This is a genomic window from Rudaea sp., assembly GCF_057139185.1.
On record NZ_DBNHDN010000014.1, the window covers coordinates 1 to 18,328 of the forward strand.

31 protein-coding genes are annotated in these 18,328 nt (G+C 62.5%); 30 read left to right on the forward strand and 1 reads right to left on the reverse strand.

Annotated elements, in window-relative coordinates:
* Positions 1 to 173: 173 nt before the first annotated feature.
* From AC16HO_RS05230 to AC16HO_RS05375, 30 genes are all read left to right on the forward strand, one after another.
* Entirely contained in the window at positions 174 to 311 is a 138-nt protein-coding gene (locus tag AC16HO_RS05230; RefSeq protein ID WP_395643032.1) for a hypothetical protein, read from the forward strand.
* A gap of 225 nt (positions 312 to 536) precedes the next feature.
* Positions 537 to 848 (forward strand): 30S ribosomal protein S10, encoded by a 312-nt coding sequence (gene rpsJ, locus AC16HO_RS05235; protein WP_018974026.1) that lies wholly within the window; start codon positions 537 to 539, stop codon positions 846 to 848.
* A gap of 10 nt (positions 849 to 858) precedes the next feature.
* A complete protein-coding gene (rplC, locus tag AC16HO_RS05240; RefSeq protein ID WP_395643031.1) occupies positions 859 to 1,500 on the forward strand; it encodes a 50S ribosomal protein L3 in 642 nt (213 codons plus the stop codon).
* 11 nt (positions 1,501 to 1,511) lie between these two features.
* Positions 1,512 to 2,111 carry a 50S ribosomal protein L4 gene (rplD, locus tag AC16HO_RS05245; RefSeq protein ID WP_395643030.1) on the forward strand — a complete coding sequence of 200 codons (600 nt, stop codon included), beginning with the start codon at positions 1,512 to 1,514 and terminating at the stop codon, positions 2,109 to 2,111.
* Positions 2,108 to 2,413 (forward strand): 50S ribosomal protein L23, encoded by a 306-nt coding sequence (rplW, locus tag AC16HO_RS05250; RefSeq protein WP_395643029.1) that lies wholly within the window; start codon positions 2,108 to 2,110, stop codon positions 2,411 to 2,413. Before rplD ends, rplW begins: the two co-directional genes overlap by 4 nt.
* A 40-nt stretch (positions 2,414 to 2,453) precedes the next feature.
* The gene (gene rplB, locus AC16HO_RS05255; protein ID WP_395643028.1) at positions 2,454 to 3,281 is read left to right on the forward strand and encodes a 50S ribosomal protein L2; all 828 of its coding nucleotides are present in this window, start codon (positions 2,454 to 2,456) and stop codon (positions 3,279 to 3,281) included.
* Between the two features lie 20 nt (positions 3,282 to 3,301).
* A complete protein-coding gene (gene rpsS / locus AC16HO_RS05260) occupies positions 3,302 to 3,586 on the forward strand; it encodes a 30S ribosomal protein S19 (RefSeq protein ID WP_018974021.1) in 285 nt (94 codons plus the stop codon).
* Between the two features lie 15 nt (positions 3,587 to 3,601).
* Positions 3,602 to 3,931, forward strand: coding sequence for a 50S ribosomal protein L22 (rplV, locus tag AC16HO_RS05265; protein ID WP_395643053.1), 330 nt, complete (start codon positions 3,602 to 3,604; stop codon positions 3,929 to 3,931).
* Positions 3,932 to 3,935: 4 nt separating this feature from the next.
* Positions 3,936 to 4,694, forward strand: a complete 759-nt coding sequence (gene rpsC, locus AC16HO_RS05270; protein WP_395643027.1) for a 30S ribosomal protein S3 — start codon at positions 3,936 to 3,938, stop codon at positions 4,692 to 4,694.
* A 17-nt stretch (positions 4,695 to 4,711) separates the two neighbouring features.
* Positions 4,712 to 5,125, forward strand: a complete 414-nt coding sequence (gene rplP / locus AC16HO_RS05275; protein ID WP_395643026.1) for a 50S ribosomal protein L16 — start codon at positions 4,712 to 4,714, stop codon at positions 5,123 to 5,125.
* Entirely contained in the window at positions 5,125 to 5,319 is a 195-nt protein-coding gene (rpmC, locus tag AC16HO_RS05280; RefSeq protein ID WP_395643025.1) for a 50S ribosomal protein L29, read from the forward strand. The genes rplP and rpmC overlap by 1 nt, the downstream gene beginning before the upstream one ends.
* Positions 5,320 to 5,408: 89 nt before the next feature.
* Entirely contained in the window at positions 5,409 to 5,678 is a 270-nt protein-coding gene (gene rpsQ, locus AC16HO_RS05285) for a 30S ribosomal protein S17 (RefSeq protein WP_395643024.1), read from the forward strand.
* A 27-nt stretch (positions 5,679 to 5,705) separates the two neighbouring features.
* The gene (gene rplN / locus AC16HO_RS05290) at positions 5,706 to 6,074 is read left to right on the forward strand and encodes a 50S ribosomal protein L14 (RefSeq protein WP_347262317.1); all 369 of its coding nucleotides are present in this window, start codon (positions 5,706 to 5,708) and stop codon (positions 6,072 to 6,074) included.
* Positions 6,075 to 6,113: 39 nt separating this feature from the next.
* Entirely contained in the window at positions 6,114 to 6,425 is a 312-nt protein-coding gene (gene rplX, locus AC16HO_RS05295) for a 50S ribosomal protein L24 (protein WP_395643023.1), read from the forward strand.
* 11 nt (positions 6,426 to 6,436) lie between these two features.
* The gene (gene rplE / locus AC16HO_RS05300; protein ID WP_395643022.1) at positions 6,437 to 6,976 is read left to right on the forward strand and encodes a 50S ribosomal protein L5; all 540 of its coding nucleotides are present in this window, start codon (positions 6,437 to 6,439) and stop codon (positions 6,974 to 6,976) included.
* A 120-nt stretch (positions 6,977 to 7,096) separates the two neighbouring features.
* Positions 7,097 to 7,402, forward strand: coding sequence for a 30S ribosomal protein S14 (rpsN, locus tag AC16HO_RS05305; RefSeq protein ID WP_395643021.1), 306 nt, complete (start codon positions 7,097 to 7,099; stop codon positions 7,400 to 7,402).
* A gap of 96 nt (positions 7,403 to 7,498) precedes the next feature.
* Positions 7,499 to 7,897: a 30S ribosomal protein S8 gene (gene rpsH, locus AC16HO_RS05310; protein WP_395643020.1), complete on the forward strand. Its 399-nt coding sequence runs from the start codon at positions 7,499 to 7,501 to the stop codon at positions 7,895 to 7,897.
* A gap of 13 nt (positions 7,898 to 7,910) precedes the next feature.
* Positions 7,911 to 8,438 (forward strand): 50S ribosomal protein L6, encoded by a 528-nt coding sequence (rplF, locus tag AC16HO_RS05315; protein ID WP_395643019.1) that lies wholly within the window; start codon positions 7,911 to 7,913, stop codon positions 8,436 to 8,438.
* Between the two features lie 31 nt (positions 8,439 to 8,469).
* A complete protein-coding gene (gene rplR / locus AC16HO_RS05320) occupies positions 8,470 to 8,829 on the forward strand; it encodes a 50S ribosomal protein L18 (protein WP_395643018.1) in 360 nt (119 codons plus the stop codon).
* An 86-nt stretch (positions 8,830 to 8,915) separates the two neighbouring features.
* Positions 8,916 to 9,431: a 30S ribosomal protein S5 gene (gene rpsE, locus AC16HO_RS05325; protein WP_018974008.1), complete on the forward strand. Its 516-nt coding sequence runs from the start codon at positions 8,916 to 8,918 to the stop codon at positions 9,429 to 9,431.
* Entirely contained in the window at positions 9,418 to 9,618 is a 201-nt protein-coding gene (rpmD, locus tag AC16HO_RS05330) for a 50S ribosomal protein L30 (RefSeq protein ID WP_395643017.1), read from the forward strand. Before rpsE ends, rpmD begins: the two co-directional genes overlap by 14 nt.
* 97 nt (positions 9,619 to 9,715) lie before the next feature.
* Positions 9,716 to 10,150, forward strand: a complete 435-nt coding sequence (rplO, locus tag AC16HO_RS05335) for a 50S ribosomal protein L15 (RefSeq protein WP_395643016.1) — start codon at positions 9,716 to 9,718, stop codon at positions 10,148 to 10,150.
* Positions 10,151 to 10,160: 10 nt separating this feature from the next.
* Positions 10,161 to 11,507, forward strand: coding sequence for a preprotein translocase subunit SecY (gene secY, locus AC16HO_RS05340; RefSeq protein WP_395643015.1), 1,347 nt, complete (start codon positions 10,161 to 10,163; stop codon positions 11,505 to 11,507).
* Positions 11,508 to 11,744: 237 nt separating this feature from the next.
* Complete coding sequence (gene rpsM, locus AC16HO_RS05345; RefSeq protein ID WP_395643014.1) at positions 11,745 to 12,104, forward strand: 30S ribosomal protein S13; 360 nt, start codon at positions 11,745 to 11,747, stop codon at positions 12,102 to 12,104.
* A gap of 57 nt (positions 12,105 to 12,161) precedes the next feature.
* Positions 12,162 to 12,554: a 30S ribosomal protein S11 gene (gene rpsK, locus AC16HO_RS05350; protein ID WP_018974003.1), complete on the forward strand. Its 393-nt coding sequence runs from the start codon at positions 12,162 to 12,164 to the stop codon at positions 12,552 to 12,554.
* 73 nt (positions 12,555 to 12,627) lie between these two features.
* Positions 12,628 to 13,263: a 30S ribosomal protein S4 gene (gene rpsD, locus AC16HO_RS05355; protein ID WP_395643013.1), complete on the forward strand. Its 636-nt coding sequence runs from the start codon at positions 12,628 to 12,630 to the stop codon at positions 13,261 to 13,263.
* A 114-nt stretch (positions 13,264 to 13,377) separates the two neighbouring features.
* On the forward strand, positions 13,378 to 14,376 hold the full coding sequence (locus AC16HO_RS05360; RefSeq protein ID WP_395643012.1) for a DNA-directed RNA polymerase subunit alpha: 999 nt from the start codon (positions 13,378 to 13,380) through the stop codon (positions 14,374 to 14,376).
* Between the two features lie 143 nt (positions 14,377 to 14,519).
* Positions 14,520 to 14,906, forward strand: a complete 387-nt coding sequence (rplQ, locus tag AC16HO_RS05365) for a 50S ribosomal protein L17 (protein ID WP_395643011.1) — start codon at positions 14,520 to 14,522, stop codon at positions 14,904 to 14,906.
* Positions 14,907 to 15,021: 115 nt separating this feature from the next.
* Complete coding sequence (locus AC16HO_RS05370; protein ID WP_395643010.1) at positions 15,022 to 15,534, forward strand: disulfide bond formation protein B; 513 nt, start codon at positions 15,022 to 15,024, stop codon at positions 15,532 to 15,534.
* 54 nt (positions 15,535 to 15,588) lie between these two features.
* The gene (locus AC16HO_RS05375; RefSeq protein WP_395643009.1) at positions 15,589 to 16,965 is read left to right on the forward strand and encodes a class II 3-deoxy-7-phosphoheptulonate synthase; all 1,377 of its coding nucleotides are present in this window, start codon (positions 15,589 to 15,591) and stop codon (positions 16,963 to 16,965) included.
* 18 nt (positions 16,966 to 16,983) lie between these two features.
* On the opposite strand, the gene AC16HO_RS05380 is transcribed toward AC16HO_RS05375, so the two are convergent.
* Complete coding sequence (locus AC16HO_RS05380; protein WP_395643008.1) at positions 16,984 to 18,324, reverse strand: carbohydrate porin; 1,341 nt, start codon at positions 18,322 to 18,324, stop codon at positions 16,984 to 16,986.
* Between the last annotated feature and the right edge of the window lie 4 nt (positions 18,325 to 18,328).

Below are 18,328 nucleotides of genomic sequence, written 5' to 3' on the forward strand. Positions count from 1 at the left end.
GCGCGGGCGTGGTGGCGAAGATCATCAAGTGACGACACGGCGCGCTCGCGTGTGAAGCGCGGGCGCGTTTGCCGGGATGTCATACCCGCGCGCTTCTGGCGGGGATTTCGCGACTCTTGTTTTTCCGTCGCACAAAAGCAAAGACACTGGATTCCCGCCAAACGCGTGCGGGAATGGCCGCTGAAAACATCGCCGGTCCCATTGCACTGGGGATTTTTCGTCGAGGCTATTCCATTTCAAAAAAATACCGCTATAATGCAAGACCCTCGCCGAACGATCCTTTGCGATTGGCTGGCGATGCAGCGAAATGAGGCCCAGGACGGGTTTCGACTTCGCGGACAAGGACTGTCGATCGCTTTGGCGCCGGTGAGGCGTCCGTGAGCGAAAAATTTCTAGTTTGGGCGGGCCCGCAATGGCTCGCCCATTCTTTCGTATCGAGCAATACGGTTTCACCCAATCGACCCGGAACCGGGTCGCCGCGGCAATGTAAGGGTCTGCTGCGGGCAAGCAACGTTCTTTCAGATTAGGACACGGCAATGGCTGACCAGAAGATTCGCATCCGGCTCAAGGCCTTCGATCATCGTTTGATCGATCGCTCGGCGAGCGAAATTGTTGAGACGGCGAAGCGCACCGGCGCGCAAGTGCGCGGCCCGATTCCGCTGCCGACCAAGATTGAGCGCTACACCATCCTGACCTCGCCGCACGCCGACAAGGACGCGCGCGATCAGTACGAAACCCGCACGCACAAGCGCGTCATGGACATCGTTGATCCCAACGACAAGACCGTGGACGCATTGATGAAGCTCGACCTCGCCGCTGGCGTGGACGTGCAGATCAAGCTTTATTGAGATCACAGCAATGACTATCGGAATTATCGGCCGCAAGTGCGGCATGACGCGAGTCTTCACCGAGGCCGGCGAATCGGTGCCGGTGACGCTGATCGAGGCGACCCCGAACCGCATCACCCAGGTGAAGACGGTCGAGACGGATGGCTACACCGCCATTCAGGTAACCGCGGGCACGAAGCGCGCGGCGCTCGTGAGCAAGCCGCTCGCCGGTCACTACGCCAAGGCCAAGGTCGAGGCTGGCCGCGGTCTGTGGGAGTTTCGCATCGACGCGAAGGACATCGGTGGCTACGCGGTCGGCGGCGAGCTGAAGGCCGACGAAGTGTTCAAGGTCGGTCAGAAGATCGATGTCGCCGGCGTGACCAAGGGCAAGGGCTTCCAGGGCACGATCAAGCGCCACAACTTCACGATGGGCGATGCGACGCACGGCAACTCGTTGTCGCACCGCGCGCCGGGTTCGATCGGTCAGCGCCAGACTCCGGGTCGCGTGTTCCCGGGCAAGAAGATGTCCGGTCACATGGGTGCCACGCGCCAGTCGATGATGAACCTCGAAGTCGTGAAGATCGACGCCGAAAAGCATTTGATCGCCGTGCGCGGCGCGGTGCCGGGCGCGCCGGGCGGCAATGTGGTCGTCAGTCCCGCGGCCAAGGCTTGAGGAGCAACAATATGGAACTGCAAGTACAAGGCGCCAAGCAGCCGCTGTCGGTTTCCGACGCAGTGTTCGGCCGCGCATATTCCGAAGGTCTCGTGCACCAGGTCGTCGTTGCCTATCGCAACGCCGGTCGCGCGGGTACCAAGGCGCAGCTGACGCGCTCGGATCTGTCGGGCACGACGAAAAAATTCAAGAAGCAGAAGGGCGGCGGTGCGCGTCATGGCGACTACCGCGCTCCGATCTTCGTCGGCGGTGGCCGCGCGTTCGCGGCGAAGCCGCGCGACTTTTCGCAGAAGGTCAACAAAAAGATGTACCGCGGTGCGATCCAGGCGATCCTGTCCGAGCTCAACCGTCAGGGCCGTCTGCAGATCGTCGAGTCGTTCGGCGTCGACAAGGTCAGCACCAAGGCCCTCGCCGCCAAGCTTGCGGACCACGCCGGGCGCACGCTGATCGTTACCGAAGACGTCAACCAGAACCTGTTCCTGTCCGCGCGCAACCTGCACAAGGTCGCCGTGGTCGATGTCGCCGCGATGGACCCGGTCACCCTGGTCGATGCGCAGCATGTTGTGATGACCGTCGACTCGGTCAAGAAGATCGAGGAGTGGCTGGCATGAGCACCGAAATCAAAAACGAGAAGCTGTACACCGTGATCCGCGCTCCGCACATCTCGGAAAAGAGTGCGCGCGCGCAGGAGCACAGCCAGTACGTGTTCGAAGTGGCCGCCGATGCGGACAAGCAGCTGGTCAAGGACGCGGTCGAGGCGCTGTTCAGCGTCAAGGTCGAGTCGGTCAACATCATCAACGTCAAGGGCAAGGTCAAGTCGTTTCGCCAGCGTGCGGGTTCGCGCAACGGCTGGCGCAAGGCGTATGTGCGCCTGACCGAAGGCCAGACCATCGACGTTACCGCGAAGGCTTGATCCACAAGCCGCGCTCCAAGAATTTATCGGAACCAGAACAATGGCACTGATCACATTGAAGCCAACTTCTCCGGGACGCCGCGCGATGGTGCGCGTGACGACGCCGGGGCTGTACAAGGGCGATCCGTACGCACCGCTGACCGAACCGCAGTCGAAGACCGGTGGCCGCAACCATTACGGCCGCATCACGACGCGCCACAAGGGTGGCGGTTCCAAGCAGCACTACCGCGTCATCGACTTCAAGCGCGACAAGGAAGGCATAGCCTGCCGCGTCGAGCGTCTCGAGTACGATCCGAACCGCACCGCGAACATCGCGCTGCTTCTGTACGTCGACGGTGAACGCCGTTACATCATCGCGCCGAAGGGCGTGATCGTGGGCGACCAACTCATGGCCGGCCGCGATGCGCCGATCAAGGCGGGCAACTCGCTGCCGCTGCGCAACATTCCGATCGGTTCGACCGTGCATTGCGTGGAAATGAAGCCGGGCAAGGGCGCCCAGCTCGCGCGCAGTGCCGGCGCCTCGGTGCAGCTGATCGCGCGCGAAGCGGGCTATGCCACTTTGCGCTTGCGCTCGGGCGAAATGCGCAAGGTGCCGGTGGATTGCATCGCCACGATCGGCGAAGTCGGCAATTCCGAGCACAACCTGCGCAAGCTCGGCAAGGCAGGTGCGAAGCGTTGGCGCGGCGTGCGTCCGACCGTGCGTGGCGCGGCGATGAACCCGGTCGATCATCCGCACGGCGGTGGTGAGGCGAAAGCTGGCCAGGGCAACCCGCACCCGGTGTCGCCGTGGGGCCAACCCGCCAAGGGCTACAAGACGCGCAAGAACAAGCGCACCACGCAATTCATCGTGCGCGATCGTCGCGGTTGATAGAACAGGACTAACTCACAATGGCACGTTCACTGAAAAAAGGTCCGTTCGTCGATCTGCACCTGCTGAAGAAGGTGGAAGCGGCGTCGGGTTCCAATACCAAGCGTCCGATCAAGACCTGGTCGCGCCGCTCCATGATCCTGCCGGAGATGGTGGGTTTCACCATCGCCGTGCACAACGGCAAGGCCCATGTGCCGGTGCTGGTCAACGAGAACATGGTCGGGCACAAGCTCGGCGAGTTCGCCGCGACGCGCACCTTCAAGGGTCACTCCGGCGACAAGAAAGCCGCCGAAGCCAAGAAGTAAGGTGACGACATGAGCATCGAAGCAAAAGCCATCCTGCGCGGCGCGCGCATTTCCTCGCTGAAGGCGCGGCTGGTCGCTGACCAGGTCCGCGGCCTGCCGGTCGGGCGTGCGACCAACCTCCTGCAATTCAGCGACAAGAAGGCGGCGCACCTGATCAAGAAGGTGCTGCTCTCGGCCGTAGCCAATGCCGAGAACAACCTCGGCGCCGATGTCGACGAGCTGAAGGTGAAAACCATCATGGTCGACGACGGTCCGCAGTTGAAGCGCATGCACGCGCGCGCCAAGGGCCGCGGTTCGCGGATCATCAAACGCACGAGCCACGTCACCGTGGTCGTCGGGAGCTAATCACATGGGTCACAAGGTTCATCCCACCGGCATTCGCCTCGGCATTTCCAAGGACTGGAACTCCAAGTGGTACGCCAACAAGCGCGAATACGCGCAGTACCTCGCGGCCGATCTGAAGGTGCGCGAAATGTTGCGCGAGAAGCTCGCCCAGGCAGGCGTGTCGAAGATCGCCATCGAGCGCCCGGCCAAGACCGCGCGCATCACGATCCACACCGCACGTCCCGGCGTCGTCATCGGCAAGAAAGGTGAGGACATCGAGAAGCTGCGTCGCGACGTGTCGAAGGTGATGGGCGTGCCCGCCCACATCAACGTCAGCGAAGTGCGCAAGCCGGAACTCGATGCTCAGCTCGTCGCCGAGTCCATCGCGCAGCAGCTCGAGCGCCGCATCATGTTCCGCCGCGCGATGAAGCGTTCGGTCGGCAACGCGATGCGCCTCGGTGCGCTCGGGATCAAGATCAATGTGGGTGGCCGTCTCAACGGCGCGGAAATCGCGCGTTCGGAGTGGTACCGCGAGGGCCGCGTGCCGCTGCATACGCTGCGCGCCGACATCGACTACGGTTTCGCCCAGGCGAAGACCACCTACGGAATCATCGGCATCAAGGTGTGGATCTACAAGGGCGAAGTATTCGACCTGGCTGCGCACGCCGCCGAATCCGGCAAAGAAGAGGTGCGCGAATCCGCTCCGCGCGGCGATCGTGGCGACCGTCGCGAACGCACCGAGCGCGAGCCGCGTGGTGACCGCGAACCGCGCGGCGCACGATAAGGCAAGGAACCTTCACTATGTTGCAACCCAAAAACACCAAGTACCGCAAGCAGATGAAGGGCCGCAATCGCGGCATTGCCTTCGTCGCCAACAAGGTGAGCTTCGGCGAGTTCGGTTTGAAGGCGACAACGCACGGTCACCTGACCGCACGTCAGATCGAAGCTGCGCGCCGTTGCGTGACGCGTTTCGTCAAGCGCGGCGGCAAGCTGTGGATCCGCGTGTTCCCGGACAAGCCGATCACCAAGAAGCCGATCGAAGTCCGCATGGGCGCCGGCAAGGGCAGCGTGGAGTACTGGGTCGCCGTCGTGCAACCCGGCCGCATGCTCTATGAAATCGAGGGCATCAGCGAAACAGAAGCTCGCGAAGCCTTCCGCCTGGCCGCCGCCAAGCTGTCGGTGCAGACCCAATTCGTGAATCGTACGGTGATGTAATGGACATCCAAGACCTCCGCAAGCAGTCCGCGCAAGAACTCAACGGTCAGCTCCTCGAGCTGCGCCGCGAGCAATTCAATCTGCGCATGCAGAAGAGCGCCGGTCAGCAGACCCAGACGCATCACTTCAAGCGCGTGCGTGCCGAAATCGCTCGAATCAAGACACTGCTGACGCAGAAGTCGGCGGCGAAGTAGAAAAATTGAACAGTGCGGGCAGGATGCCCGCTTTGTGATCTTCGCGACCAGGGATGAGCGCAAAAATAAACATGACAGGCCAGCAAGCCATGAGTGAAGTCAGCGGAACCAAAACCCAGCGCACGATCGAAGGTCGTGTGGTCAGCAACAAGATGCAGAAGACGGTCACCGTGCTGCTCGAGCGCCAGGTGCAGCATCCGCTGTACGGCAAGATCGTGCGGCGCTCGACCAAGGTGCACGCGCATGACGAGAAAGGCGAGTGCAAGGAAGGCGACGTGGTGCGCATCGTCGAGACGCGCCCGCTGTCGAAGACCAAGAACTGGCGTGTCGTGCAGGTGCTGACGCGCGCTGCGCAGTAACAACGTGGGACGTTGAGGAGTAGATAAATGATCCAGATGCAATCCACGTTGTCCGCGGCCGATAACAGCGGCGCCAAGCTGCTGTTCTGCATCAAGGTGCTCGGCGGCTCCAAGCGTCGTTATGCCGGCATCGGCGACATCATCAAGGTGTCGATCCGCGACGCAATTCCGCGCGGCAAGGTCAAGAAGGGCGAGGTCTACGATGCGGTGGTCGTGCGTACGCGCAAGGGCGTGCGTCGTCCCGACGGCTCGCTGATCCGCTTCGACGGCAACGCGGCGGTGCTGTTGAACAACAAGCTCGAGCCGATCGGCACGCGCATCTTCGGGCCGGTCACGCGCGAACTGCGCAGCGAGCGTTTCATGAAGATCGTCTCGCTCGCGCCGGAAGTGCTGTAAGCGACAAGCATTAAAAAAGTATACTTTTCGGAAATTGCCATGAACAGAATTCGCAAAGGTGATCAAGTCATCGTGGTCACCGGCAAATACAAGGGCCAGCGCGGCGAAGTGCTGCGCGTTGTTGCCGACCGCGTCGTCGTGCAGAACATCAACCTGGTCAAGCGCCACACCAAGCCGAATCCGCAGGCCAACCAGCCGGGCGGCATTGTCGAGCGCGAAGCCTCGATCCACGCCTCGAATGTGGCGCTGTTCAACGGCGCGACGGGCAAGGGCGGCCGCGTGAATTTCAAGACGCTGGCGGACGGGCGCAAGGTGCGCGTGTTCAAGACCGGCGAGCAGGCGGACGTTTGAGGAGCATGGCCATGACCCGTTTGGAAAAACATTACAAAGAAACCGTCGTTCCGAAGCTGACCGAGAAGTTCGGCTACAAGAACGTGATGGAAGTGCCGCGCCTGGTGAAGATCACGCTCAACATGGGCGTGGGCGAGGCGGCGGCGAACAAGAAAGTGCTCGAGAACGCGCTTGCCGACATGAACAAGATCGCCGGCCAGAAGGCCGTGGCGACGCTGTCGAAAAAGTCGATTGCGACGTTCAAGATTCGCGACGGCTGGCCGATCGGCTGCAAGGTTACCCTGCGTCGCGCGAAGATGTACGAGTTCCTCGATCGCTTGGTCACCGTTGCCCTGCCGCGCGTGCGCGATTTCCGCGGTGTGTCCGGTCGCGCGTTCGATGGTCGCGGCAACTACAACATGGGCGTCAAGGAACAGATCATCTTCCCGGAAATCGATTTCGACCAGGTCGACGCCATGCGCGGCATGGACATCGCGATCACGACGACCGCGAAGACGGATGCGGAAGCCAAGGCGCTGCTCGAGGCATTCAGCTTCCCGTTCCGCAATTGATTTTGATTCCAGCCCCTTGAATCAAGGGGCGCCCGAGCGTAGCGAGGGCAGGGTTGTGGGTATGCGTGGATCCCACGAAGACTAGCGAAGTCGGGCTTAATTGAAATAGAGAGACAAGTTATGGCAAAGACCAGCATGGTGGAGCGCGAGAAGAAGCGCGCGAAGACCGTCAAGAAATACGCGACGAAGCGCGCGGAGCTGAAGGCGATCGTGCTCAGCCCCAAGTCTTCGTACGAAGAGAAGATGGAAGCGCAGACCAAGCTGCAGAAGCTGCCGCGCGACGCCAGCCCGTCGCGCCAGCGCAACCGCTGCGAGCTGACCGGCCGTTCGCGCGGCGTCTACCGCAAGTTCTCGCTCGGCCGTCACAAGCTGCGCGAAGCGACCATGCGCGGCGACGTGCCGGGCTTGCGCAAGGCCTCCTGGTAAGGGTCGAAAGTCCGCAGGGCTTTCGGCGATTTATCTTTCAGTTTTAGAGACACAAGCGAAATCCATTCCGGATATCGATGCTAAGGAACCAGAAACATGAGCATGACTGATCCCATCGCCGATATGTTCACCCGCATTCGCAACGCGCAAGCGACCGCGAAGCCGACGGTGCGCATGCCGGCATCCAAGACCAAGCAGGCGATCGCCAAGGTGCTGAAGGACGAAGGCTACGTGCGCGACTTCCAGGTCAGCAAGCTGGCCAACAACAAGGCCGAACTCGAGATCGCGCTGAAGTACTTCGAAGGCAAGCCGGCGATCGAGTCGATCAGCCGCGTCAGCCGTTCCGGCCTGCGCGTGTACCGCGGCAAGGACGCGCTGCCGAAAGTGATGGGCGGCCTCGGCATCGCCATCGTCACCACGCCGGCCGGCATCATGACCGACGCGCAGGCGCGCGCTCAGGGCGTCGGTGGCGAAGTCATCGGCACCGTGGCGTAATCGGAGAATCATCATGTCAAGAGTTGCTAAAAAGCCGATCGCGCTGCCGAAGGGCGTCGAGCTGAAGGTCGCCGGTGAAGCGGTGACGGTGAAGGGTCCGAAGGGCGCGCTGTCGTTCGTCATGCCCGCCGGCGTCGAAGTCAACGTCAACGGCAGCGAAGTGCTGCTCGCCTCGAAGGATGCGGAGACGACCAAGTTCGCGGGAACCGCACGTGCGGTGCTGGCGAACATGGTCAAGGGCGTCAGCGAAGGCTACGAGCGCAAGCTCGAACTCGTCGGCGTCGGCTATCGCGCTGCGTTGCAGGGCAAGGACCTGAACCTTTCGCTCGGTTTCTCGCACCCGATCCTGTTCAAGGCGCCGGAAGGCATCACGATCACCGCGCCGTCGCAGACCGAAGTGCTGATCGCTGGAGCCGACAAGCAGCGCGTCGGCGAGACTGCGGCGAAGATCCGCGCGTTCCGCCCACCCGAGCCTTACAAGGGCAAGGGCGTGCGTTACGCCGGCGAGAAGATCACCATCAAGGAAGCCAAGAAGGCCTGATTAGGTTCTTCAGCTATCCGGAGACAAGACTATGTCGAACGAAAAGAACGAATCCCGCCTGCGCCGTGCGAAATCCACGCGTATGCACATCAAGAAGCTCGCCGTGCCGCGCCTGACCGTGCATCGCAGCGATCAGCACATCTACGCCCAGGTCATTTCGGCCGATGGCGCCAAGGTGATTGCAGCCGCATCGACGGTGCAGAAGGCGATCAAGGGCGATTTGAAAGCGACCAAGAACAAGGCCGCCGCCGCCGCCGTCGGCAAGGCGATCGCAGAGAAGGCGAAGGCCGCCGGCGTCGAGAGCGTCGCGTTCGACCGCTCGGGCTTTCGCTATCACGGTCGCATTGCCGCGCTCGCGGATGCGGCGCGCGAAGCTGGCCTCAAGTTCTGATCTGTAAAAATACTTCTCTACAATTCTAAGCGGCCTCGCCGCAAGCAAAAGTCCGCTGCAGCAAGGGCGGCACAAGGTGAAAAGTAATGTCAACGAACGAACGTGAAAACAGTGACGGCATGCTCGAGAAGCTCATTGCCGTCAACCGTGTGTCGAAGACAGTCAAGGGCGGTCGCCAGATGAGCTTCACCGCGCTGACTGTGGTCGGCGACGGCGACGGCAAGGTCGGCTTCGGTTACGGCAAGGCGCGCGAAGTGCCAGTCGCGATCTCGAAGGCGATGGAGCGCGCGCGCCGCGGCATGACCCAGGTCAAGCTCAACAACGGCACGCTCTGGCACGCGGTCAAGGCCAACCACGGTGCGGCGAAGGTGTACATGCAGCCGGCGTCCGAAGGTACCGGCGTCATCGCCGGTGGCGCGATGCGCGCGGTGCTGGAAGTGGTCGGCGTAAAGAACGTGCTGGCCAAGGCGCAGGGTTCGCGCAACCCGATCAATCTCGTGCGCGCCACGATCAAGGGCCTGGAAGCAATGGCGACTCCTGAGCGCATCGCTGCCAAGCGCGGCAAGAAAGTCGAAGAGGTGGGCGGTTATGGCCAAGGCTAAGAAAACGGAAGGCGGCACGATCACGGTGCGCCTGTACAAGAGCATGAACAGCTGCAAATGGGAGCATCGCCTGAGCGTGAAGGCGCTTGGTCTGAACAAGCTCAACGACGTGCGCGAGCTGAAAGACTCGCCGCAGGTGCGCGGTCTGGTCAACAAGGTCAACTATCTCGTGCGTATCGAGGGCTGAGGGCCGAGGGCCGAGGGTCGAAGAAGTCGCTTTCGTCGAGTCCCGGGTCCCGAGTGCCAAGTCCCGATATCCTGCAAATAATTCATTGGATACGATCATGCGTCTCAACAATCTCAAACCCGCCAAGGGTGCGCGCACCAAGCGCGTTCGCGTCGGCCGCGGCATCGGGTCGGGTCTCGGCAAGACCGCGGGTCGCGGCCACAAGGGCCAGTTCGCGCGCACCGGCAAGGGCAAGGTCAAGCCGGGCTTCGAAGGCGGCCAGATGCCGATGCAGCGTCGTCTGCCGAAGGTCGGCTTCCGTTCGAAACTCGCGCACAAGGTGTCCGAAGTGCTGCTGTACAAGCTCGAGACGGTCAAGGCCGACGTGATCGACTTCGACGCGCTCAAGGCTGCCGGTCTCATCGAGACTCGCGCAGAGCGCGCGAAGGTCGTCAAGAAGGGCGAACTCAAGCGCGCCGTCAAGCTCAAGGGCGTGGCCGTCACGGCCGGCGCCAAGGCGGCGATTCTCGCTGCCGGCGGCAGCGTAGAGTAACGGAGCGACGATGGCGGCTTCCCAAGCCAGCATGTTGGCCGGGCTCGGCAAATTGACCGAGCTCAAGCAGCGCGTCCTGTTCCTGATCGGTGCGTTGGTCGTGTACCGTCTGGGCTCGTTCATTCCTGTCCCTGGCGTCAAGTCGGCGGCGATGACTTCGCTGCTCGGCGGCGGTGGTGGCCTGATCGATCTGGCCAACATGTTCTCGGGCGGCGCGCTCGCGCGCTTCTCGATCTTCGCGCTCGGTGTCGTGCCGTACATCTCGGCATCGATCATCGTGCAGATGGTCGCCCAGGTCGTGCCCTCGCTGCAGTCGCTGCGCAAGGAAGGCGAGTCCGGCCGGCGCAAGCTGACCCAGTGGACGCGCTATTTCACCGTGTTGCTTGCGGCGGTGCAGTCGTTCGGCATTTCGAGCTGGCTGATGCATCAGAGTACGAGCGGCCAGCCGGTCGTCTATGCGCCCGGAATCGGCTTCATCTTCACTTCGATGATCGCGCTGACCTCGGGCACGCTGTTCCTGATGTGGCTCGGCGAGCAGATCACCGAACGCGGCATCGGCAACGGCATCTCGATGCTGATCTTCGCCGGCATCGTCGCCGGCCTGCCGGGAGCGACCTACCACACCCTGCAGATGGCGCAGAACGGCGAGCTGAACTTCATCAAGGTGTTGCTCGTGCTGCTGATCGTGGTCGCGGTGACGGCGTTCGTCGTCTTCGTCGAGCGTGGCCAGCGTCGCATCACGGTCAACTACGCGCGGCGCCAAGGTGGTGGCCAGGCGTACATGAACCAGTCGTCGCACCTGCCGCTCAAGCTCAACATGTCCGGTGTGATTCCGGCGATCTTCGCGTCGTCCCTGATCATGTTTCCGGCCACGGCCTCGTCCTGGTTCAGCGGCAGCACCGACGTCCGCTGGCTGCAGCAGGTAACCGCCGCGCTGGCGCCGGGTGAACCGCTGTACGAGATCCTGTACGCGCTGTTGATCATCGTGTTCGCGTTCTTCTATACCGCGCTCGTGTTCAACTCGAACGAGACGGCCGAGAATCTGAAAAAATCGGGCGCGCTGATTCCAGGTATCCGTCCGGGCAAGGCGACGGCCGACTATATCGACGGCGTGTTGACGCGTTTGACCGGGGCCGGGGCGCTGTACCTCGTGCTGGTCTGCGTGGTGCCGACTTTCCTGCAGCAGTATTTCCATGTGCCGTTCTATTTCGGCGGCACTTCGCTGCTGATCGTGGTCGTCGTGGTCATGGATTTCACCGCGCAGGTGCAGGCGCACTTGGTCTCGCATCAGTACGAAAGTCTGTTGAAGAAGGCGAATCTGAAGGGTTATGGCCGCGGCGGCAGTCCGGCACGGTAGCCACAGGCCAGAACATGGCGCGATGCGGGTGGAGCAGTTGCGAAACCCACCATCGGGCTTTGATTGGCGGTAAAAACCTTTGTCCGGCAGACTCTTGGGCTTCCGGAAACGTAAAAAACCAGTTACAATTTGCAGTTCACTGCGCTTTTGAGCGCAAAGAATTGAGAAGTGCGGCCCGGACGGCCGTTTTTCACTCGGGGCGGGACGCCTGAAAAAAGCACTCTTGGAGATAGAAAGATGGCGCGTATTGCGGGTGTCAACCTGCCGGTCCAGAAGCACGTCGTGATCGGACTGCAAGGCATTTTCGGTATCGGCCGCACGCGGTCGAAGCTGGTCTGTGAGGCGGCGGGCGTGAATCCGGCGACCAAGATCAAGTCGCTGACTGAATCCGAAGTCGAAAAGCTTCGCGCCGAAGTCGCGAAGTTCGTGGTCGAAGGCGATCTGCGTCGCGAAGTCGGCATGAGCATCAAGCGGCTGATGGACCTCGGCACCTATCGCGGCCTGCGCCATCGTCGCGGCCTGCCGGTGCGCGGCCAGCGTACGCGCACCAATGCGCGCACGCGCAAGGGTCCGCGTCGCGCGATCAAGAAGAATTAATTTATTTTTGCAAAGACGCGCGGCGCGTCTTTGCGGATTCTCAGGAAACCTTGACTCATGAATAAGCCGGTCGCTGCCAAGACCAAGAAGAAAGCCAAGCGCGTCGTCACCGATGCGATCGTCCACGTGCAGGCTTCGTTCAACAACACCGTCGTGACGATCACCGATCGCCAGGGCAACGCGCTGTCGTGGGCGACTGCGGGCGGCGCGGGTTTCCGCGGTTCGCGCAAGTCGACCCCGTTCGCCGCCCAGGTCGCGGCGGAGAAGGCCGGCCGTGTCGCGCAGGAATACGGCGTGAAAACCGCCGAAGTGCGTATCAAGGGCCCGGGCCCGGGTCGCGAGTCGGCAGTGCGCTCGCTCAACAACATCGGCGTGAAGGTGACCAACATCATCGATGTCACCCCGATCCCGCACAACGGCTGTCGCCCTCCCAAGAAACGCAGAGTCTGATGCGATCGTTCTGATCGCTAAATCTGAAGAATCGGCCATGCGTGGCCGGACTCGTTGAAAAGAGACAATCATCATGGCACGTTACATTGGTCCTACCTGCAAGCTCGCGCGCCGCGAAGGCGCCGATCTGAACCTGAAGAGCGCCGCGCGCGCCCTCGACTCGAAGTGCAAGCTCGAGAACAAACCCGGTCAGCATGGCGCCGGTGGCGGTGCGAAGAAGTCGCGCCTGTCCGATTATGCGGTGCAGCTGCGTGAGAAGCAGAAGGTCAAGCGCATCTACGGTCTGCTCGAGCGCCAGTTCAGCAACTACTACGTCAAGGCGTCGAAGACCAAGGGCAACACCGGCGAAAACCTGCTGCGTTCGCTTGAATCGCGCCTGGACAACGTCGTCTACCGCATGGGCTTCGCGGTGACCCGCGCCCAGGCCCGTCAGCTCGTCGCGCACAAGTCGATCGAGGTCAACGGCAAGAAGGTCAACCTGCCGTCGTACGCGGTCAAGGCGGGCGACCAGATCTCGATCACCGAGAAGTCGCGCAGCCAGTTGCGCATCAAGGAAGCGCTGACCCTGTCGCAGGAAATGGATCTTGCTCCCGGCTGGCTCGAAGTTGACGCGAACAAGTTCGCCGGCACGCTCAAGGCGCTGCCGGAGCGCTCGGACCTGCCGAGCGACATCAACGAGTCGCTGATCGTCGAGCTTTACTCGAAGTAACCCGCTTCATCCGCCGCGTCGGGCAATGGCCGGCGCGGTGCGCGGCAAGCTTGAACAGGCCGTGTTTTGTACACATATCCCCGAATTCCCCACACCTTACGGAGAGCGTAGTTCATGGCAAACTCGCCTACTACCATCCTGCGTCCGCGCGGCCTGCATGTAGAACAGCTCGGCGCGAACCGCGCCAAAGTCTCGGTTGAACCACTGGAGCGCGGCTTCGGCCATACGCTCGGCAATGCGCTGCGTCGCGTTTTGCTGTCGTCGATCCCGGGTGCCGCGATCATCGAAGTCGAGATCGATGGCGTGCTGCACGAATACACGACACTCGAAGGCCTGCAGGAGGACGTGATCGAAGTCCTGCTCAACCTCAAGGACGTCGCCCTGCGCCTGCACAACCTCGACGAAACCACCTTGACCTTGTCGAAGAAAGGCAAGGGCGTGGTCACGGCTGCCGACATCAAGGTCGACCACAACGTCGAAATCGTCAACCCCGAGCACGTGATCTGCCACCTGACCAAGGATATAGCGCTGAACATGCGCCTGAAGGTCGCGCGCGGCATCGGCTACCAGCCGGCTACCTCGCGTCGCCGCCCGGATGACGAGAGCCGTCCGATCGGCCGCCTGCAGCTCGATGCCTCGTTCTGCCCGGTGCGTCGCGTTGCCTACGAAGTCGACAGTGCGCGCGTCGAACAGCGTACCGATCTCGACAAGCTCGTGCTCGACATCGAAACCAACGGCACCGTGGAAGCGGAAGAAGCCGTGCGCAAGGCCGCGGAAACTCTGCTCGACCAGCTCACGATCTTCGGCGACTTCACCCGCCGTGATACCTCGGAAGCGAAGACCGACAAGGCCGGCGTCGATCCGGTTTTGCTGCGCCCGATCGACGACCTCGAACTTACCGTGCGTTCGGCGAACTGCCTGAAGGCCGAGAGCATCTACTACATCGGCGACCTCGTGCAGCGCACCGAAGTCGAGCTGCTGAAGACGCCGAACCTTGGCAAGAAGTCGCTGACCGAAATCAAGGATGTGCTGTTCACGCGTGGCCTATCGCTCGGCATGAAGCTCGAGAACTGGCCGCCGTCGGGTTTGCAGCACGGCATGCAGATGAACTGAGTTGCTCCTCGCCCCGGTCCGCCGGGGTGAAGAACGGGAAGATCCAGGGCCATCCCGGAACGGCCATGAACCGAGAGTTCACCTTCCGCGCAATCCCGCGCTGGAGTCCACAATTATAAAGTTGCACGAACTGGGAATTATTTATGCGTCACATGAAGTCGGGCCGCAAGCTCAACCGCACCAGCTCGCACCGCGAAGCGATGTTCAAGAACATGGCGGCTTCGATCATCAAGCACGAGCTGATCAAGACCACGCTGCCGAAGGCCAAGGAATTGCGCCGCGTCGCCGAGCCGCTGATCACGCTGGCCAAGGTCGACAGCGTCGCCAACCGCCGCCTCGCCTTCGCGCGTCTGCGCGACAAGGTCGCGGTCGGCAAGTTGTTCGTCGAACTCGGCCCGCGCTACCGCGAGCGCAAGGGCGGCTACACGCGCATCCTCAAGTGCGGCAACCGCGTCGGCGACAATGCGCCGATGGCCTACATCGAACTGGTCGATCGCCCGCGCAGCGAAGCGGCAGCGTCCGAAGAGTAAGCGCAGCAACGCATCGGCTATCCGAAAAGCCCCGACGCACGCGCCGGGGCTTTTCGTTTTCCGGGAACATCGCGCGATGCCCATGGTCTTTAGGGGCGTCGTTTCGGAGGCAAGCATGCTCAACCCATTCGCCTGGTCGTACCGCGCCCAGTGTTTCACCGGATTCCTGGTTTGCGCGGCGTTGCTCGGCTACGCCTATTACGTACAGTTCGATCTCGGCATCGAACCGTGCCCGCTATGCATATTCCAGCGCATCGCGGTGATCGCGATTGGCGTGTTCTTCCTGGTCGGCGCATTGCACAACCCTAAACCCAAGGGAAGGCGCGGATATGCATTGCTGGTGCTGCTCGGAGCTTGCGCCGGCATCGGCATCGCCGCCTATCATGTCTGGGTTCAGCATCAGCCGCCCAATCCGCTGGCGGGTTGTACTCCTGGCTGGAACTACTGGGTGGAGAATTTTTCGGTGCGCTACGCATGGAGCAAGACAGTCCAGGCCGCGTTCACCGGCCACGCCGACTGCGCCGAGGTCAACTGGACCCTCCTCGGCCTGTCGATGCCGTTCTGGACGCTCGTTTCGTTTGCCGGGCTCGGCGCCGGGGCGCTCTGGGCGGGTTTTCGCAGACGCTGAAGTTCCGGCAGGCGATCTGGCATCATGGCGGAATCCATTGCCGGTAGCCGCAGCATGACCACACCCTCGCAAGCAGCATCGATGCACAACGCGCCCCAGGCATGGTCGCCGACGTCATGGCACTCACGCGCGGCCGTGCAGCAGCCTGTATATGCCGACCCCGCGGCGCTGAACGGCGCCGTCGAGCAATTGCGCGAACTGCCGCCGCTGGTCACTTCGTGGGAAGTGCTCGCGCTCAAGCACAAGCTTGCCGAGGCGCAGGAAGGGCGCTGTTTTCTCCTGCAGGGCGGCGATTGCGCCGAGAGCTTCGCCGACTGCACCTCGCCGATCATCTCCAACCGGCTCAAGGTGCTGCTGCAGATGAGCCTCGTCCTCGTGCACGGCCTCAAGCTGCCGGTCGTGCGCGTCGGCCGCTTCGCCGGACAGTACGCCAAGCCGCGCTCGGCCGACACCGAGACGCGCAACGGCGTGACCTTGCCCTGCTATCGCGGCGACATCGTCAACGCGCCCGAATTCACCGCGGCCGCGCGCGAACCCGAGCCGCAGCGCCTGATCGAGGCGCATTCGCGCTCGGCGCTGACGATGAATTTCGTGCGCGCGCTGATCGACGGCGGTTTCGCCGACCTGCACCATCCCGAATACTGGGATCTGGAATGGGTCAGGCATTCGCCGCTGCAGGACGAATACCGGCGCATGGTCGAGTCGATCGGCGAGGCGGTGCGCTTCATGGAAACGCTGGCGGGTGAATCGCCCGCCTATCAAAAAGTGGATTTCTATACTTCGCACGAAGCGCTGCTGCTCAACTACGAAGGCGCGGTGACGCGCAAGGTGCCGCGCAATCCGGGCTGGTTCAACCTGTCCACGCATTTTCCGTGGATCGGCATGCGCACTGCGCAACTCGATGGCGCGCATGTCGAGTACTGCCGCGGCATCCAGAATCCGATGGGTCTCAAGCTTGGCCCCGGAGTGAAGCCGGACCAGCTGCTGCGCACGATCGATGCGCTCAACCCGGACAACGAGCCCGGCCGGTTGACCTTGATCACGCGCATGGGCGCAGCCAAGGTCGAGGCCGAATTGCCGCAGCATCTGAACGCGGTCAAGGCCGAAGGCAGGCGCGTGCTGTGGTGCTGCGATCCCATGCACGGCAACGGCGAGACGCTGCCTTCCGGCGTGAAGACGCGGCGCTTCGAGAACATCCGCGCCGAACTCGATCACGCGTTCGACATCCACGCCGCCTGCGGCACGCGTCTCGGCGGGGTGCACCTGGAGTTGACCGGCGAAAACGTCACCGAATGCCTCGGCGGCGCGCGCGATCTGACCGAAACCGATCTCGCGCGCGCGTACAAGTCGACGGTCGATCCGCGGCTCAACTACGAGCAGTCGCTGGAGATCGCGATGCTGATCGTACGCAAGCGCGGCGGCAAGACCTGAGGCGCGTGCTTTCCGTTCTCAGAGCTCCGCGTGCACGCGCAAGCCGAAGAAACGCGCCGGTCCGCGATCGCGGTTGTAGCCCGGATTGCGGGCGAACTGGAAATCCGGGCTGATCGTCAGGTGCGGCACGAGTTGCGCCGCATAGTAAATCTCGGCAATCTGTTCGCGGCCGTAGTCGAGCCGACCGTCGCCGATCAGAAAGCCGTTGCCGCCGAGCGCAAGATAGTCGCGATGGCCGTGCGAGATGCCGTTCACCGCGATCGCGAGAGCGAGGCGATCCTGCGGGCGACCCCAGTGCGCACCTGACAGCTGGCCGCCGACGCTGACCGCACGGTCGGCCTCGGTGAAGGCGAACGATTCCGTGCGGCCGTCGTTCCAACCGATGCGCGCGAACAGCCCGGTTTCGCCGTCATCGGTGAGCGGTAGTTCCGCGTTGACCGCGTAGCCGTGCTTGCGCCTGCCGTCGCGATCGTCGGCGCGGATGTCGGGCGCGCTGTTGGTCTCCTTGGCGATGGCGATTGCATCGCGATACACGCCCATGCGCGCGATGTTGCGGAATGCGAGCAGGCGCACCGCGTAGCCATCCTTTTCCGGCTGCCAGGTCAGCTCGACTTGTTCGCCGCGAGCGCAGGAAAGCGGCCATTCCAACGCCTGTCCATTCGCCTCGCGCGGCATTTCGTAGATGCCGTAACGCAGCGTCCACGCTGGCTGCACGAGGGCGAGCATCGCACCGCCGGTGTAGCCGCGCGTATCCGCCGCAAAATCCCAGGCGGCGTTGTTGAACAAGGCCCAGTTCATGAATTGCGTTCGCGTCGAATTTGCGTAGCGATTCTTGTCGAAGTCGTCGCTGACCGCGAACTTGCCGAGTTTCACCTCGAACCGGCGCGCATATTCCTTGCCCGCGAGCTGATCCTGTGCGGCTTCGACGGTATCGGTTTCTTCGCCGAGCGGCAGCGCATAGCGCAGTACGCGGCGCGCGATGTACGGCCGTTTGCCGAGATCCGCGGTGCCGGAGCGGATCACGTCGCCGTTGGTCAACCCGGCCATGCCGGTGGCATTGCTGACGCCGGCGCCCTTGAACATTTCTGCATCGAGGTAGAACTGGAAGTGCCATGGCAATGCCACGCCGAAGTAGGCGCCGAAAGTGTGCGAGCGCTCCGTGTCGCCGCGTGCGCGCAGGCTGAGCGGACCGGAATAGGGCGAGCGCAGCGCATCCTGATGCTGGTCGATGAACGTGTACTGCGCGCCGAGCAACTGCGGCACAAACTCCGCGGGCGCATCACTTGCACGAAGCGGAGTCGTTATTGCGCCGAGGATCAGAATTGCCGCAACGGCAGTGATGATGGATTGGAGATTCACGGTG